The 16,746-nt window shown below is 63.9% G+C and carries 16 protein-coding genes; 8 read left to right on the forward strand and 8 right to left on the reverse strand.

Features of this window, described 5'->3' with window-relative positions; all coding sequences use genetic code 11:
- Nucleotides 1-16 precede the first annotated feature (16 nt).
- The 4 genes from ATY77_RS07825 to ATY77_RS07840 all read right to left on the reverse strand — a co-directional run bounded on the left by ATY77_RS07825 (nt 17) and on the right by ATY77_RS07840 (nt 4,907).
- Nucleotides 17-1,708 carry an ATP-binding cassette domain-containing protein gene (locus ATY77_RS07825; protein WP_088686830.1) on the reverse strand — a complete coding sequence of 564 codons (1,692 nt, stop codon included), beginning with the start codon at nt 1,706-1,708 and terminating at the stop codon, nt 17-19.
- Nucleotides 1,705-3,435, reverse strand: a complete 1,731-nt coding sequence (cydD, locus tag ATY77_RS07830) for a thiol reductant ABC exporter subunit CydD (RefSeq protein ID WP_088686831.1) — start codon at nt 3,433-3,435, stop codon at nt 1,705-1,707. Before cydD ends, ATY77_RS07825 begins: the two co-directional genes overlap by 4 nt.
- A gap of 4 nt (nt 3,436-3,439) precedes the next feature.
- Nucleotides 3,440-4,018, reverse strand: a complete 579-nt coding sequence (locus tag ATY77_RS07835; RefSeq protein WP_088686832.1) for a GbsR/MarR family transcriptional regulator — start codon at nt 4,016-4,018, stop codon at nt 3,440-3,442.
- Nucleotides 4,019-4,307: 289 nt separating this feature from the next.
- On the reverse strand, nt 4,308-4,907 hold the full coding sequence (locus ATY77_RS07840) for a HupE/UreJ family protein (RefSeq protein ID WP_088686833.1): 600 nt from the start codon (nt 4,905-4,907) through the stop codon (nt 4,308-4,310).
- A gap of 299 nt (nt 4,908-5,206) precedes the next feature.
- Here ATY77_RS07840 and ATY77_RS07845 point away from each other — a divergent pair, with 299 nt between their 5' ends.
- Nucleotides 5,207-6,238 (forward strand): hydroxyacid dehydrogenase, encoded by a 1,032-nt coding sequence (locus ATY77_RS07845; protein WP_088686834.1) that lies wholly within the window; start codon nt 5,207-5,209, stop codon nt 6,236-6,238.
- 51 nt (nt 6,239-6,289) lie between these two features.
- On the opposite strand, the gene ATY77_RS07850 is transcribed toward ATY77_RS07845, so the two are convergent.
- The 4 genes from ATY77_RS07850 to ATY77_RS07865 all read right to left on the reverse strand — a co-directional run bounded on the left by ATY77_RS07850 (nt 6,290) and on the right by ATY77_RS07865 (nt 9,562).
- Nucleotides 6,290-7,291, reverse strand: a complete 1,002-nt coding sequence (locus ATY77_RS07850; protein ID WP_088686835.1) for a Tim44 domain-containing protein — start codon at nt 7,289-7,291, stop codon at nt 6,290-6,292.
- An 81-nt stretch (nt 7,292-7,372) separates the two neighbouring features.
- Nucleotides 7,373-7,831 carry a YbaK/EbsC family protein gene (locus tag ATY77_RS07855; protein ID WP_088686836.1) on the reverse strand — a complete coding sequence of 153 codons (459 nt, stop codon included), beginning with the start codon at nt 7,829-7,831 and terminating at the stop codon, nt 7,373-7,375.
- 185 nt (nt 7,832-8,016) lie between these two features.
- Nucleotides 8,017-8,880, reverse strand: coding sequence for a class I SAM-dependent methyltransferase (locus ATY77_RS07860; protein WP_088686837.1), 864 nt, complete (start codon nt 8,878-8,880; stop codon nt 8,017-8,019).
- Between the two features lie 25 nt (nt 8,881-8,905).
- On the reverse strand, nt 8,906-9,562 hold the full coding sequence (locus tag ATY77_RS07865) for a TetR/AcrR family transcriptional regulator (protein WP_088686909.1): 657 nt from the start codon (nt 9,560-9,562) through the stop codon (nt 8,906-8,908).
- 204 nt (nt 9,563-9,766) lie between these two features.
- On the opposite strand from ATY77_RS07865, the gene ATY77_RS07870 reads away from it, so the two are divergent.
- The 7 genes from ATY77_RS07870 to ATY77_RS07900 all read left to right on the forward strand — a co-directional run bounded on the left by ATY77_RS07870 (nt 9,767) and on the right by ATY77_RS07900 (nt 16,611).
- Complete coding sequence (locus ATY77_RS07870; RefSeq protein WP_088686838.1) at nt 9,767-10,660, forward strand: NAD(P)/FAD-dependent oxidoreductase; 894 nt, start codon at nt 9,767-9,769, stop codon at nt 10,658-10,660.
- A gap of 330 nt (nt 10,661-10,990) precedes the next feature.
- Nucleotides 10,991-11,992 carry a LacI family DNA-binding transcriptional regulator gene (locus ATY77_RS07875; RefSeq protein WP_088686839.1) on the forward strand — a complete coding sequence of 334 codons (1,002 nt, stop codon included), beginning with the start codon at nt 10,991-10,993 and terminating at the stop codon, nt 11,990-11,992.
- A 164-nt stretch (nt 11,993-12,156) separates the two neighbouring features.
- A complete protein-coding gene (locus ATY77_RS07880) occupies nt 12,157-13,191 on the forward strand; it encodes a sterol desaturase family protein (RefSeq protein ID WP_088686840.1) in 1,035 nt (344 codons plus the stop codon).
- Nucleotides 13,188-13,499 (forward strand): MocE family 2Fe-2S type ferredoxin, encoded by a 312-nt coding sequence (locus ATY77_RS07885; protein ID WP_088686841.1) that lies wholly within the window; start codon nt 13,188-13,190, stop codon nt 13,497-13,499. The genes ATY77_RS07880 and ATY77_RS07885 overlap by 4 nt, the downstream gene beginning before the upstream one ends.
- A gap of 72 nt (nt 13,500-13,571) precedes the next feature.
- The gene (locus tag ATY77_RS07890; protein ID WP_088686842.1) at nt 13,572-14,516 is read left to right on the forward strand and encodes a substrate-binding domain-containing protein; all 945 of its coding nucleotides are present in this window, start codon (nt 13,572-13,574) and stop codon (nt 14,514-14,516) included.
- A 59-nt stretch (nt 14,517-14,575) separates the two neighbouring features.
- Nucleotides 14,576-15,781: an FAD-dependent oxidoreductase gene (locus ATY77_RS07895; RefSeq protein ID WP_088686843.1), complete on the forward strand. Its 1,206-nt coding sequence runs from the start codon at nt 14,576-14,578 to the stop codon at nt 15,779-15,781.
- Nucleotides 15,781-16,611, forward strand: coding sequence for a xylose isomerase (locus ATY77_RS07900; RefSeq protein WP_088686844.1), 831 nt, complete (start codon nt 15,781-15,783; stop codon nt 16,609-16,611). Before ATY77_RS07895 ends, ATY77_RS07900 begins: the two co-directional genes overlap by 1 nt.
- Nucleotides 16,612-16,746 lie beyond the last annotated feature (135 nt).

Genomic DNA, 16,746 nt, shown 5'->3' on the forward strand with positions numbered 1-16,746 from the left:
GGCATGCGGGTCTCGCTCAGTCCGGCCGAAGCCGGTCGAGCGCCTTTTCGAACGCCGCCTCTCCACGGCGCGAAACTTCAGAAACGCGGCCGCCTTCGATGACGGCGATGCGGTCTGCGATCGCGGCCTCGCGGCGGATATGGGTCGCGATAACAAGCGAACGGCCCGCTGCCATCCCCGACAGGCGCCGGAGCACATCGCGGGCGGTGGCACCGTCGAGGCCTTCGGTCGGCTCGTCGAGCAGCCAGAGCGGCGTGTCGCGCAGGAAGAGCCTGGCCAGCGCCAGCCGGCGCGACTGGCCGCCGGAAAGGCCGAGTCCGCCTTCGCCAAGCCGCGTATTCATGCCCTGCGGCATGGCATCGATATCGGCAAGCAGGCCTGCGGCTGCCAGCGCATCACGGAGACGGGATTCGCTCGCATCAGGGTTCGCCAGGATGAGATTGCCGCGCAGGCTATCCTCGAAGAGTTCCGTCCGCTGCGTCAGCAGGGTCGCCGTCACCGCGGCGACGCTGCCCGACGCTGCAGGCAATTCACCGGAAAGCAGAGCAAGCAGGCTGGATTTGCCGGCGCCGCTCGCCCCGATGACGGCCAGCCGTTCGCCCTGCTTGAGCACGAGGTCGATGTGCTGAAGAGCGGGCACGGCCGAGCGTTCATGGTAGGCGGCCACACCAGCCAGCGAAAAGGCATATCCCGGCATCGGCGGCGCCAATGGTTCAGCTGCCGTCGCGACGGCAAGCCGCGGCGAGATGCGCTTCGCCGCCAGCAGCGTCCGGCCGATTTCCAGGGCGCCACGGCGCAGCGCCGCGAAGGGTTCGACGGCCGCGAAGGCGACGAGAAGGCCAAGGGCCGCGACAGGTGCAGTGATCGCCTTCGTTTCCGCCAAAGCGGCGACGGCGAGCAGTGACGCCGTCAGCAGCAGAGTGGAGCCGAGACCGAAGCCGAATGTCAGGCCGGTTTCGACGCGGTTCAGCCGGTCGTCGGCACGGGCGGTATAATTATCGGCGGCCATGATCGCGCTTGTCTGACCATCGAGCCGACCGGCCATCAGCAGGTCGGTCTGGCCGGCGACGAGGTCGATCGTCCGCGACCGCAGCGCCTCGATGCCATGGGCGCGCCTGCGGGCATGTTTGCGCGCCGCACGGCCGGCGATCAAAGGCAGGCCGAGGCCGGCGCCCGCGAGAAAGAGGCCGAAGCACAGACCGAACACCGGATGCATCAGGCCGAGCGCCACGCTTGCGGCCAATGCCGCACCGACCGCCACGACAGCCGGCACGAGAGTACGAAGATAGAGAGAGTCGAGCGCATCGATGTCTGCCGTCAGCCGGAACAGCAGCCTTGCAGGGCGATGCAGCAGAGCGCGGGCAGCGCCCGGTTCGGCAACGCCGCGAAACAGCCTTTCGCGGAGGGCGGCAAGCACGCCGAGCGTGGCGTCATGGGTCGCAAGCCTTTCACCGTAACGCGCCGCGGTGCGGACGATGGCAAGCAGGCGGATGCCGGCCGCCGGCGCAAAGACGTCGAAGGTCATGGCGACCGCCGCCGAAAGACCGGCGAGCGCGGTGGCGGTGATGAACCAGCCGGACAGGCCGAGCAGCGCGATGCCCGCCGTCACCGTCGCAGCCGACAGCATCGCGCCAAACAGCAGCGCGCGCCGGCGCTCGGCAAGGAAGAGGCGCAGGATCGGCTTGAGGTCTGCAACAAATGTGCTCATTCGGCTGCCTCCCGGATGATGAGATCGGCGTCGATGCGCATGCTGCGATGCATGCGGGCAGCCAGCAGCGGATCGTGAGTCGCAACGATCAAAGTCCGCCCGTGCGCAAGCGAAAGCAGGCTCTCCGTCACTTCGGCGGCGGTCGCGGCGTCGAGATGCGCGGTCGGTTCGTCGGCCAGGATGATCTTGAGATGCGGATTGCAGGCCGCCCGCGCGATCGCAAGCCGCAGCGCCTCGCCGCCGGAAAGTCCGATCCCGGCTTCGCCGAGCGGCTGGCTGCCATAGGCATCGGCCACCTTTCCAAGTCTCGCGGCATCAAGCGCATTCGTCACGTCGCCGCGTGCGATGCCGAGCCTACCGAGCGAAATATTGCCGGTGATGGTGCCGGCGAAGATATGCGGTTTCTGGCCGATCCAGGCCATGCCGCCGCGCAGAGCAGCCGCCGTCTCATCCCCAAGCTCGACACCGCCAATGACGATGCGGCCGCCGGTGCAGGGCGCCAGCCCTGCCATCAACGAAAGAACCGTCGACTTGCCGGAACCGCTGGCGCCGAGCAGCGCCAGATGTTCGCCGGCGCCGATATCGAGATTGAAACCGTAGAAGATCAGCGGCGCGTCGGTGCCATATCGAAAGGCGAGATTTTCAAGCCGGATGGCGGGCGCCTCGTCGCTTGCAGAGGCCTTCGCTTCGCCCGATCCCTGAATGGACAAGCTGCCGACGGCAAGGGAGTCCAGCGCTTTCAGCGCCGCTTCGCCCGCCGCCCGGTCGTGCCAGACGGTCGAGAGTTCGCGCAGCGGCTCGAAGAAAGCAGGCGCAAGCAGCAGGATGAACAGGCCCTCTGCCAGATCGAGCCGGCCTGACCAGGTGCCGAAGCGAATCTCGCCGAGCAGACTGAACCCGACATAAACGGCGATCATCGCCACACCAAGTGCTGCGAAGAGTTCGAGCACGGCCGAAGAGAGAAAGGCGATCCTGAGCACCGCCATGGTGCGCTTGCGCAGCGACTCTGCTTCATCCCGCAGCTTGAGCGCAGTTGCATCGACTGCATCGAGCGCCCGGATCGTTGCCAGTCCACGCAGGCGATCGAGCAGAAAGCCATTAAGGCCGCCGGTCGCGACAAGCTGTCTATCGCTGGCCGCCTGGGCACGCCAACCGATCAGCGCCATGAAAACAGGGATCAGCGGCGCGGCGAACAACAGAACCAGCGCGGCGATCCAGGAAACCGGCAGGATGAAGGCCAGGATGACCAGCGGCACGAGGCTCGCCTTCATGCGCGCCGGCTGGAAACGGGCGAGATAGGGAACGATGAGTTCGGCCTGCTCGCCGATTACGCTTGCGGCTTTGCCGGATGCCGGCCGGCCGCGATCGACCGGCGACGACATGGAAAGGGCCGAGACGGCGATCCGGCGTCTGCGGCTGAGTTCGGCGCGCGCGGCTTGGAAGGCGAGGCGGCCGCCAGCCGCATCGAGACAGCTTCTAACCAATCCGAGGAGGAGGATGCCGAAAGCCGGCCAGAGAACGTCATGCAATCCGCCGCCATCGGCGATGCGGCCGACGGAGACGGCCAGCAACCCCGCCTGCGGGATCCAGATGGCGGCGGCCAGCGCCTGCAGCATCGCCGCCCTGCGCAGCCGGCCCTTCGCCGCGCTGCCGCCGGGCGAGACGGCATCGTCATCCCGTGGCCGGACTTCCGGTTGGTTTGTCGCGTCGAAGAAAGCGGTGCCCATGGCGCTAACTCTTGTTCGCAGGATTCGGCCGGCGGCTGCGGCCGAGCGAGATGACCCGGTCCTTGGCCTCCAGAAGCTTTGTCACTTTCGCGCCAAGCGAGAGTAGCGTTGCGAGCCTTTCTGTTTCAAGTTGTTTTACATCCTCGTACCAATGCGTCAGCTGTTCGATCAGCGTGTGCATCTCGCCCATGCGCTCCTGCGCATAGCGCTCGGCTTCGCTGGCGGGGCGCTGCATCAGGATTTCGCGCAGAACCGACAGTGTCGGATCGACCTCGCGCTTCTTTCGTTCCTCGGCGAGCGTCCGCAATATCTGCCAGACATCATCCGGCGTGGTGAAGAAATCGCGACGGTCATCCGGCTTGTGCTTGAGCAGGACGAGGTTCCAGGCCTGCAATTCGCGCAGGCTCATCGACACGTTGGAGCGCGAGATGCCGAGGGAATCGGCGATCTCTTCCGCGCAGAGCGGTGCAGGGGAGACGAACAGCAGCGCATAGATCTGGCCGACCGTGCGGTTGATCCCCCAGCGGGAACCCATTTCGCCGAAATGAAGAACGAAGGATTGGACAAGAGGCGGAAGGTTCATGGGCATTTCCGTTGCATCTGTGGTTTCAGAAATTTCTGAAATGACTATACAGACTTTCGGACCCGGCCGACAATCTGCAAGGCGGGCCTGCGTCAATTTGGATGTCCGTCGGTTCGTTGATCGTGCACCATATATAGCCTGAGCCGGCACCGATGGATTTGACTTAAGTCAAGTCCGCAGCAATTTGCGAGATGACGCAAAACGCCCGGCAATGCTTTACCGGGCGTTTGGTGACTGCGATATCAGGTGCGGCCGGCCCGCTGCGGGGGCGGCTGGAATGGCGTCAGGCTCAGATCAGGCCGGACAGGATGCCGACGCCGGCAAGGGCAGCAATGCTGCCGGCCGTGCGCGTCACCAGGGCACCTTGGCGTTCGCCGGCGCGCCCGACGGCATAGCCAAGGGCGAGGCCGGCAGCGTGCAGCAGTGCGGTCGCGGCCATGAAACCCGCGGCATAGGCGGCGCCGGCGGCATTTTCCGGCATCTCGGCGCCATGCGCATGACCGTGGAAGATGGCGAAGAGACCGATGAGACCAGCCGCTGCGGCGAGCGGCGCCTTGACGTTGAGCGCCACGATGGCGCCGAGGATGACGACCGAAAGCGCAATGCCGGTCTCAACGAAGGGAATATTGATGCCGGCCACGCCGAGAGCGCCGCCGAGCGCCATCACCAGGACGAAGGTCGTCGGCACCAGCCAGGTGGCGCGACCACCAAGCTGAAAGGCAAAAACCCCGACCATCACCATTGCGAGCATATGATCGAGGCCGGACATCGGATGAGCAAAACCATGGCTGAAGCCGGCAGCTTCGCCGATGGCCGGATGGGCCGAGGCGACGGCCGGAAGCGCTGCGGCAGCCAAAGCAACAAGGACGCTCTTGAGTGCTGATTTCATTGCTCGATTCCCTCGTGAAATTGCAAATTCCTGCGGCCGCCGAACATGGGCGTGGTTCACAGTCGCGTGCATCACGCTAGATCAAGGAATTTGCATCGTCAACGAAAAACCTGCCAAATGCCAACCAATTCAATTGCTTATCCGATAGGCAAATGCCGCTTTCGGTTGCTTTCGTTTGGCGCCGGACTGTGCAGGACCGGAGCGTTTCGCCGCCAACTCGCTCATATTCCGCTTCGCCAACTGGAAAGGGCCTCGCCCAGCAGCTATCAATCGTCGAACTGAGACAGAGGAGGACGCCCATGAGCAATACCGAACGGCCCCTGGCGATCAGTGCGCCCGAACCGCGCACGCTCGATCTGATCTTCACCGACAAGGCGCGCGCCGAACTGCATGCGAAATACGAAATCGTCGAAGCCGACCCGGAAAATATCGCCGGCCTCGGCGACGGGATCCTCGGCAGGGCGCGCTATATCATCGGCCAGCCGCCGCTTTCGGCCGAAACGCTCGCCAGAATGCCGGCCCTGCGCTCGATCCTCAACGTCGAAAGCAATCTCCTGAACAACATGCCCTATGACGTGCTGTTCCAGCGCGGCGTTCATGTCGTGACGACGGGCCAGGTCTTCGCCGAGCCGGTCGCCGAAATCGGTCTTGGCTTCGCCCTGGCCTTGGCGCGCGGTATCGTCGATGCGGACGTCGCCTTTCGCGAGGGTAGCGAACTCTGGGGCGGAGAGGGCAATGCGAGCGCGCGGCTCGTCGCCGGTTCCGAGATCGGCATAATCGGCTTCGGCGATCTCGGCAGGGCGCTGCGCCGCGTGCTCTCCGGCTTCAGGGCGCGCATCAGAGTGTTCGATCCCTGGCTGCCGCGATCGATTCTCGAGGAAAACGGCGTCGAGCCGGCAAGCCTCGAGGATGTGCTGACGAAGAGCGATTTCGTCTTCGTCGTCGCAGCCGTCACCAGCGAAAACAAGGGATTCCTCGGCGCGGAGGCCTTCGCCAGCATGCGCAAGGGCGCGGCCTTCATCCTTCTCAGCCGCGCCGATGTCGTCGATTTCGATGCGCTGATGGCCGCCGTCTCGTCGGGCCACATCGTCGCGGCGAGCGACGTCTACCCTGAGGAGCCGCTGCCGGCCGGCCATCCGGTGCGCAGCCTCAAAGGCTTCATCCGCTCGGCGCACCGCGCCGGCGCGCTCGACAGCGCCTTCAAGAAGATGGGCGACATGGTGCTTGAGGACATGGACCTGATGGATCGCGGCCTGCCGCCGATGCGCTGCAAACGCGCCGAACGCGAGACCGTTTCGCGCATGCGCTCCAAACCGGTCGCGGTCAACTGAAAAGCCGCCCAAGCTGACCGGCAGCTTGGGCGGCACAACAGAGGTGTTATTTTAAGCGGCGCGCTGGCCGGTGCCCTGGATAGCGGCGAGCTTCCAGTCCGCGCCGGACTTGCGCACGAAGGTCCAGATTTCAGTGCTTTCGCTCGGACGGCGGTCGTCGCCGGAAACGACACGGCCGCTGTCACGTTCGACCATGGCATCGATCGAGGAGTAACGCATGGCGAGCGTCGCATATTCCTGGCCATCCTCGCGCCAGGCCTCGGCGATATCGCCCTGCAGCAGCTTGACGTCGGAGACGCGGTTGCGCACGCCATTAGTGGCGTTCTCGCCGAGTTCCTCGGCAAGGTAGGACATCGCTTCCGGCGTCGTCAGCCGGCGCAGCGTGCCGTAGTCTTCGGCGCCGTAGGCGGTCTGTACGTTCGTCAGCAATTCCTCGAACTGGTCGAGATCGGCCTGCGCCAGCCCGATCTCGTCGCTCGGCCGATTGCCGCGCGGCTGACCGTCAATACCGGCGCCCGAGCCGATCGCCGGGATCTGGAAAGACGAATTGTTCGCCGGCGCCATGTTGAAGGACTGGCCGTAAGACCGGCTCTGGCCGCCGGCGCCATAGGAAGGCTGGCGGCGATTGGCGAAGTAACGCATGGCTAGCATGATGGCGCCGCCGATCAGGGCGATCTGCAGCAGCATGCCGAGGAAGCCGAAGCCGCCGCCGAAACCGTGGCCAAGCAGCATGCCGAGCAGGCCGCCGGCGATCAGGCCGCCGATCATCGAGCGGCCGAAGCCGTTGAACAAACCGGGCCGCTGGGCGCCGAGCGGCTGCTGGGCCGTAGCCGGCGCAGTTGTGCGCGGCGTCATCGACCGTTCGATCGGCGCGGCAGTGGTCGGCGCTGTCTGGGTGACGGGCGGGGCCTGGAAGGTCCGCGTGCCGCGGCTGCCGAAACCGGAGCCGCCGGCACGGCGCGCCTCGGCATCCCCGAGCGAAGCAAAAACGGTAGCGCTCGTCAGTACGGCAATCGCCGCAAACTTGGCAAAACGCGAAACGGCACCCGGCATTCTGATCTCCTGTCATGCTCACCACGGCAATCGAGAGCTAATATAGGTAGTCTTTCCCGGGTTTGAAGTTCTTTTGCCGCTTTACTGGCAGACATCGACCCAGCGCGCGCCGGTCAGCTCCGCCAACCGGCCGGTGGCGATGCGCACGGCCGAATTGGTCGAGCCGGCCGCAGGCACGACTTCGTCGAAGCGCTTCAACGAGACGTCGCAGTAAATCGGCAGCGGCGAGGGCAGGCCGAACGGGCAGACGCCGCCGACGGGATGGCTCGTCACCGCCACGACTTCCTCGGCATCGAGCATGCGCCCCTTGGCCCCGAACGTATCCTTGAACTTGCGATTGTCGAGCCGCGCCGTGCCGCCGGCGACGACCAGCATCGCCTGTTCACCGACGCGCAGGCAGATCGTCTTGGCGATCTGGGCGGGCTCGACGCCGTGGGCTTCGGCAGCAAGCGCCACCGTCGAGGAACTCTCGGCGGTCTCGATGATTTCGATATCGGGTGCATGGGCGCCGAGAAAGGCGCGAACGGATTCAAGGCTCATGGGACAGGATACTTCGAAAAAGAACCGCGTCTAACGCCGCGCGATGATGCGGCCATGGAAAATTCACGCATTGCTACCTAACCGGATATTCCAGAAACTTCAATCAGGCGGCTGTCCATCGAATGGTTCGCGGACACCGCACACTGGGGCTCTGTGGGCATTACTGCTCCCCCTGCTAATCCCTGTCAGCTTGCCGGACTGCGCGCCGTGACGATCCACGCAGCGCCGTCGATCATCACCGACCGCTCGCCGGGGCGGTCCGCGAAGGCGGCACGAACGGCGGCCGAGGCGCGGGCGCGGATGTCGTCTGGCTGATCAGCGAGCGCGCGCGACAGCGGGCCGACCTCGAGTGTCATCTCCACCGCGTCGTCGATCGCCGCGTCCCGCGTCCCGCCCTCGCCGAACGGGATGGAAGCATTGAAGGGCGCGATAGCGATATCGGTGAAGCCAGCCGCCGTTAGGATACGCGCCACCCGTCCCTGGTCGCCGAACGAGAACGGGCCGGGCGCTTCGGGATTGGGCGGCGCCGTCGGCGGGAGGATGCCCTTGATCGCGCCCATCGGCAAGCGCACCCAATCGTTCTCGGCCATGCCGCGCCAGCAGACGAAAGCGACCCGCCCGCTTGGCTTGAGCGCACGGCGCATATGAGCGAATGCACCTGTCGGATCATCAAAGAACATCACTCCGAAGCGCGAGAACAGGATGTCGAACGCGCCCTCGGGCAACTCGGCGCTGCTGGCGTCTGCCACCTGAAACAGGATCGGCGTGTCCTGCGGCGCTAAAGCGCGCGCTCTGCCGATCAGCGGTTCGGATATGTCCACGCCCAGCACTTGGCCCCCCGCGCCGACGCGGGCGGCCAGATCCAGACTAGACGCCCCCGCGCCGCAGCCGACGTCCAGTACGCGTTCGCCCGTAACGGGCGCGGCGGCTTCGATCGCGGCCTGGCCGAAAACCGCCATCATGGCATCGAGCCGGGCCTGGTAAGCGACCCAGCGCTCCCCGCTTTGGCCATTCCAGTCGGCTACCTGATAAACATTTTTCTCTGCCATGCCATATCCTTGTTCTGATCCGTTCTTAACCAGGTGATCCGCCCGCGTCGTCGCTGCCACCGTGCGCGGCGATGAACATGGCGACGGCCGATCGGCAATAGGATTCGATTTCTGTGTCATCCTCTGCTCGCGCCTCATCGAAGCGTGCAGTAATGAGGAGATCGGATCCTTTGAAGAGGGCGCCAAACAAGCGGGCGGACTGGAGAGGATCGGGTACGTTCAGAACCGCCTTCGCGTGCAACTGACGCAACAGGGCCTCGATCTGGGCGATGACATGGGCGGGGCCGGCTTCGTAATAGAGCTTGCTTAACGACTTTTGATTCGTCTTGTCGGCCATGACCATGGCTTCGACACTGCGGACGTCCGGGCTCAACAGTGTGCGAAGGAGGGATGATCCCACCGCCATGAGCTGATCTTCGGCCGAACCGTCGATGTCTTCAAAAAGGGCCTGTGGTGCAAACTGATGGCAGCGGGCGGCGATGGCCGCGCTGAACAGCGCCTCCTTGTTCTCGAAGTGCCGATAGATGCTGAGCTTGGATATCTTCGCTCGCTGGGTGACCTTGTCCAATGTCGTCGCTTGAAAACCCAACTCCACAAAGAGTTCGTATGCTGCGTCGACTATCGTTTGGCCAAGCGCCTCGTTGGCTGGCCGGCCGCGCCGGCCTCGACTATTTTCGGTCACGACCATTAAGATCCTTGACAGTATCGTTATTCATGCTTTACGATACCACACAGTATCGGAAATTTGCAAGCCGAAGAACGGATTTTATACTGTCCCCCAGATCGAACTTCTCTAAGCCGCTTGGCCATATCGATGTGTATCGGTGGACGAGACGCGCCAAGGCTCAACCAATCACACTTCCTCAACAGCACGGAGCTTATCACCATGGATGACGTCATTATCATCGGCGGCAGCTTTGCCGGTCTTGCCGCCGCGCTGCAGCTCGGCCGCGCCCGCCGCAAGGTCACCGTTCTCGATACCGGCCTGCCGCGCAACCGCTTCGCCGGCCACTCGCATGGCCTGCTCGGCCACGATCACAAGCCGCCGCTGGACATCCTGGCTGGGGCGCGGCAGCAGCTGGCGCGCTATCCCACGATCAAGCTGGTCAGTGCCCGGGCCGACAGTGTCTCCGGCGCCATCGACGATTTCAACGTCCTCACTGGCGATGGCGAAAGCTTCGGGGCGCGCCGCGTGATCCTGAGCTACGGCATTGCGGACCAGATGCCTGATGTTCCGGGCTTTGCCGAAAGCTGGGGTACGTCGATCGTGCCGTGCCCCTATTGCGACGGCTTCGAAGTCGCCGGCCAGCATTGGGGCCTCGTCTGGTCCGGTCCGCAGTCGCACAATCAGGCCAGGCTTTTCCACGATTGGACCGACAGGTTGACGCTGTTCGCCGATGGTCACGACATTGCACCCGATATCCGGGCCGATCTGGCTCGCCGCAGCATCCCTGTCGTCGAGGGCCAGATCACCGGGATCGCCCGTCACGGAGGCCATAGCGCCACCGTCAAACTCGATCTCGGCCCCGATGTCGCGGTCGACATCTTGTTCGCGCATCCGCGCAACAAGCCGTCCGCCAGCCTGCATGAATCACTGGGCCTCGCCACAGTCGATACGCCTAGCGGCATCGCCCTCAAGGTCGATGAGCGCCGCGAGACCAGCATGCCGGGTGTCTACGCCGCCGGCGACCTCGCCAACCCCGGAATGCCCTCGGTCACTACGGCATCATGGCAAGGCGCGATGGCGGGTATCTTCGCCCAGCAGTCGATGCTGGTTTGAGAGCAGAGAATCTCTTCCCCGGTGCCGCGGGCTGCGATCCCCTTCCTCCATGCGCAGTCGCGCACCACTCTGTTCGAGCCGCCCGACGTTTATGAAGGAGCCCTGGCGCGTTACGCGCTCTCTGTCGAGATGTCGCTTTCGCCAAGGCGCATCGTCGGTCGGGTAATCTCCTCGTCATCAACGCCATCATTCTTTGACCGACCCCTCGAACGTTTCAGGCCGATCCGCGCGAACCGCTTCAATCCAGAGAACTTCAGATTCCCTTAGCGGGTATTATTGCAGAAATGCCCTCGGAGCCCCAATCTGCCGGAGTCCTTTGAGGATCGCAAAGTGAGCAAGCCGAACTATCAGGACATCGCCCGCCAGGCGGGCGTCGGAACAGCAACCGTCGAGCGGGTCCTGAACGGGCGCGGCGGCGTGCGCCCCGAACTTGTGGAGAAGGTGATCATTGCCGCGCGCGCGCTGGATTACCCCCGCAAGCTTCCGGACACCCATCGCGGCCTGCTGCGCATAGAGGTGTTGATGGTGCGTCCTGAAACGACCTTCTACCGGCGACTTTCCGCGGCCTTCGAGAGGATCGCGGCAACCCTCGACCCGCTGGTCATCGTGCATCGCAGCTTCACCGAGGAGATGAAACCGGAGGAAATCGCGCGCCGCATTCTGTCGGCCGGCCAGCGGCGCGCCGGCCTGATCCTGGCGGTTCCGAGCAATCCGGTGATCGGCGCGGCCGTCGAGAAGGTCAGCGCCCAGGGCTTGCCGGTGGTCCACGTCGTCACCCGCGCCTCGGAACGGACAGGCGAATTCGTCGGTATCGACAATTATGCCGCCGGCCGCACGGCAGCGCTGTTCATCAGCCGAATGGCGCGCCGGACCGGTCCCGTCTTTGCAATCTGTCATCCGATCTATCAGGTGCACCGCGACCGTATCCGCGGCTTTTCGGACTATTTTCTCGAGCACCCTGGCGCCACCAGCTTCCAGTGCCTGGGGTTCGGCCTCGACGAAGAGCATCTCGGCGCTGAACTCCTGTCCTCGGCATTGCGGATGTATCCGGACCTTGCCGGCCTCTACAATGCCGGCGGCGGCAATTCCGCGCTAATCAGCGTGCTGCGGCGGCAGGCGCGCGAGCGCGGCATCTTCTTCGTCGGCCACGAGCTCACCGACTATACCCGCAGCGCCTTGCAGGACGGTATCATGGATGTGGTGCTGGACCAGGCGCCCGAGGCACAGGCCAGGCGATCGCTCGATCTGATGCTGCGCCGGATCGGCTTGACGGAGATCGAACCGGATCGGGCGCCCATCCGCTTCATCACAATCACCAAGGAAAGCGCTTGATCTAATTTGATCAAGAATGGCTTCGTCGCCGCGAAGGTCTCCTGCTACTTTCAAGACAGGAGGAGAGCAGGCGTCGACAGCGACATCCCGGCGCGAAAAGCGCGCTCCTCCAATCAGGATACATATGCGGGCGGGAGGTTCCCATCCGCCCGGAGGAGAGAGCAATGGACGATCTGAAATTCGGCACGCGCAACAAGCGCGGCGACTGGGCGCCGAACCAGCCGGCCGAAACCGCGCCGCTGTTTGCGTTTCCGCCGCGGCTGGTGGCGATCCTGAAATGGCTGCCGCATTACCTCTTTCCCTGGAATGCGATTTTCGCCGCCTCCGCCGTCGCTTATTGGGCTTGGGTCATCCCGCCGATGGAAACGATGCAAACACTCGGCATCGGCTGGATCGCCTGGCTTTATGTGGTCAACGCGATCTGCGTCTTGCTCTTCTACGGCGCCTTCGAGGTGCATCTCTATGTGCTGAAGCGGCAGGAAAACCGCTTCAAGTACAATGGAAAATTTCCGTCCGAGCAGAAGAACAAAGCCTTCTGGTTCGAGCGCCAGAACGTCGACAACATGCTGCGCACCTTCCTATCGGGCGTGACGATCTGGACGGCGATCGAGGCTGCCATGCTGTGGGCCTACGCCAACGGTTACGCGCCTTGGCTGAGCTTTACGGAGCGCCCCTGGACGCTTGCCCTCGTTGCGCTCGTCGTGCCGATCATTCACGAGTTCCACTTCTTCTGCATCCACAGGCTCATTCATACGCCTTTCCTCTACAAGTGGGTGCATTCGGTCCACCATAACTCGGTCAATCCCTCGCCCTGGTCATCGCTGTCGATGCATCCAATCGAGCACCTGCTCTATCTCGGCACGGCTTTCTATCACCTCATCCTGCCGTCCAATCCGATCCTCATGCTCTACCAGCTGCATTATGCCGGCTTCGGCGCCATTCCCGGCCATGTGGGCTTCGACAAGGTCGAAATCGGCGGGGACAAGCTCGTCGACAGCCATGCCTATGCGCATTACCTGCACCACAAATATTTCGAGGTGAATTACGGCGATGCGCTGATCCCGCTCGATAAGTGGTTCGGCACCTGGCACGACGGCTCGCCCGAAGGCGAAGCCCTGATGCAGGAGCGCTATCGTCGGCGGAAGGAGAAACTCGCGGCCCGCAAAGCCCGTATGGAAATCACCGGAGCGGCCGAATGAGCTGGATCACTGCTTGCAAGCTCGACGACATCGAGCAGGAAGGCGCCATCCGCTTCGATCATGGCAGCCGCACCTACGCCATCTATCGCGGCCCCGACGACAGCGTCTATTGCACGGCCGGCCTCTGCACGCACGAGGCGATCCATCTGGCAGACGGGCTGGTCATGGATTTCGAGGTGGAATGTCCCAAACATTCCGGCGCTTTCGACTATCGCACCGGCGAGGCGCTGAGGCTTCCCGCCTGCGAGAACCTGAAAATCTATCCGGCCGAAGTGGTCGACGGGGAGGTTCGCGTGGCTCTGGTTTGAGCCCGCAACATCGGCAGGCCTGAGCGGTCTCCGGAACGGTTGGGGCGGCCCGGCGCCCATTGGGAGGAAAACATGAAATCCATCTGTGTGGCGGCCGTCCTGGCCGCCCTGACGACGACTGCTGCCTCGGCCGAGACGATCGGCGTGTCCATGCAGAGTTTCGACAACAACTTCCAGACGCTGCTGCGCGAGGGACTTCAGGCACAGGCCTCCTCGCTGAACGGCGTCAGCCTTCAGATCGAGGATGCGCAGACCGACGTTTCCAGACAGCGCAGCCAGGTGGACAATTTCATCGCCTCAGGAGTGGATGCGATCATCATGACGCTCGCCGATACATCGGCCGCCACCGGCATCAGCGAGGCGGCCCGGAAGGCGGGAATCCCGCTCGTCTACCTCAATCTCGAGCCGGAAAACATCGCTCATCTGCCGGAAAAGCAGGCCTATGTCGGATCGAAGGAGACCGACTCTGGAAAACTCGGCGCCGAAGCCGCCTGCGAGCTGCTGAAGAAAAACGGCAAGGCGAACGACGCGCAGGCTTACATATTGATGGGCGATCTGGCGCATCAGGCCTCGCGCGACCGCACCTCGTCGGTCAAGGCAACGCTGGCGGCCGGCGATTGCAAGGGCGTCACCATCGCCGACGAACAAACCGCCGCCTGGACGCGCACCAATGCAATGGACCTGACCACGAACTGGATCACGGCCGGCCGGCCGATCGACCTCATCTTCGCCAATAATGACGAGATGGCGCTTGGCGCCATTCAGGCGCTCAAGGCCTCCGGCGTATCGATGGACGATGTCATCGTCGTCGGCATCGACGCGACGCAGGATGCGCTGGCCGCGATGGCGGCGGGCGATCTTGACGTGACGGTCTTCCAGAACGCCAAACAACAGGCGGCAAGTGCGGTTGACGCAGCCGTCGCCTTGGCGAAAGGCAACAGCGTCGACAAGGAGGTCTGGGTGCCTTTCGAACTGGTCACGCCCAAGAACATGGTCGAATACGCGAAAAAGAACTGATCCTCCCCGGCCGGCGTCTCCTCCTCACGAGCGCCGGCCGCTCTTTTATGGAGACCTGCATGAACGGCATTGTCATCATCGGTGCGGGCGAGTGCGGCACACGCGCGGCATTCGCGCTTCGCGAGGCGGGATATTCCGGATCGGTCACGCTTGTTGGAGCCGAGCCCCACCTGCCTTACGAGCGGCCGCCGCTGTCGAAGCCGATGGGCGAGACGGCGCAGATGAAACTGATCTGCACGCTCGATAGCCTGGCAGCCGCCGGCATCGACTATGCCAAGGGCGTGTCGGCCCTGAAGCTCGATGCCGATGCAGGCACCGTCACCTTGAGCGACGGGGGCCTATTGCCCTATGAAAAATTGCTTCTTGCGACAGGCGCGCGCCCGAGGCGGCTTGCCTGCCCCGGCGCGGAGCGCGTGCTCGACTTCCGCACTCACACCGACGCCGAAGCGATATTCGCCAATGTCGGCTCGGGCGCAAGCGTCGCGATCATCGGCGGCGGCTTGATCGGCATGGAGCTTGCTGCGGTCTTTCGCGGCAAAGGCATCGCGGTCAGCGTCATCGAAGCGGCGCCAAAGCCGCTCGGACGTGCCGTTCCCTCGCGCTTCGCCGAAAAGCTGCATGCCAGGCATGCCGCCGAAGGCGTCGAATTCTATCTGGAGCGGGGTATTGCCGAAATCACCGGAGATGGCGTCGTGCTGGCCGGCGGCGATGTGGTGCAAGGCGATCTCGTCATCGGTGCGATCGGCGTTATTCCGGAGACCGCTCTGGCACTGGATGCGGGACTGGCGACGGGCAACGGAATTCTGGCCGACGCCTGCCTTCGAACCAGCAGGCCGAATATTTTCGCGGCGGGCGATTGCGCGGCGATCGCCCAACCCGGGGGAGGGCACATTCGTTTCGAAAGCTGGCGAAACGCAAGAGCCCAGGCCGAGATCGCCGCACGCAATATGACCGGCGCTCAGGATGCATTTGCCGCAATCCCCTGGTTCTGGTCCGATCAATACGATCTTGGTCTTCAGGTGGCAGGACTGCCGCATCCGGCGCACCGAAGCGTGGTCCGTACGCTGCCGGAGGGAGAGCTCGAATTTTACCTCGACGGAGACCGGCTCGTGGCTGCGGCGGCTCTCGGCCTTGGCAACGGTCTCGCCAAGGAGATCAAGCTGGCGGAGATGCTCGTCGCGGCCGGCGTCGATCTTGATCCGGCGGCTCTCGCCGATCCCCGCGTGAACCTCAAGGCGCTCCTGAAGAGCGCCAGGGCGGCGTGATGCAAAAGCTGCTGATCTTCCAGTCGCTCTGGGCAATGGAGCGCAGGGATACGGACGGTTACGAGCGCAGCCTCGACGAAAACATCGCGATGATCGCGAAGGCCGGCTTCGACGGCATCAGCGCACACTATACCGACCGCCGCGACGTCGAACGCCTGAACGATGCGATCCGAGGCACCGGCTTGAAGATCGAAGGAACCTGCTTTCCCCGCAGCGTCGAGGATCTACGTCTGCCGCTGGAACTTGCCGGAGAATTTCCGGTCAGCCACATCAACCTGCAACCCGATGTCCGCCCGCGCCGTGTCGCGGATTGCCTGCCGCTGCTGGACGGCTGGGTGCAGCTTGCCGAAGAGGCCGGCATTCCTGTCTTCATCGAAACCCATCGCGACAGGATGACGTCGGATCTGTTCTTCACGCTCGACCTGCTCGACCGGCGCCCCGACCTGCCGCTGCTTGCCGACCTCTCGCATTTCCTCGTCGCGCGCGAGTTTGACTATCCGGTCGATGCGGAAAATCACGCCATGATCCATCGCATCCTGCGCAACGCGCGGGCTTTTCACGGCAGGGTCGCGTCGCGCGAACAGGTTCAGATCGAGATCTCGTTTCCGCACCATCGCCCGTGGGTCGACCTGTTTCTGCAATGGTGGAGCTACGGCATGCGGGAATGGCGCAATCGCGCCGGCGCCGACGATGCGCTGGTTTTTACCTGCGAATTGGGGCCAAAGCCCTATGCGATCACCGGCGCCGACGGCAACGATACCACCGATCGATGGACGGAGGCGTTGCTGCTTCGCCAGATGCTCCGCGCGCTCTGGGCGGAGATCGGATAGGCCGCCGGCCGGCCTCCATTCAGGCTGATTTCATCTCTTCGGCAAGGATTTCCACGCGCAACCGATCCGGTGCTTCCGCCGGGAGTTGACCGCGTCTCCAACATCGTCATAATAATTTTGCACACGTGCTCAATT

It is taken from the genome of Rhizobium sp. R634, assembly GCF_002211305.1.
Taxonomy (GTDB): Bacteria; Pseudomonadota; Alphaproteobacteria; order Rhizobiales; family Rhizobiaceae; genus Rhizobium.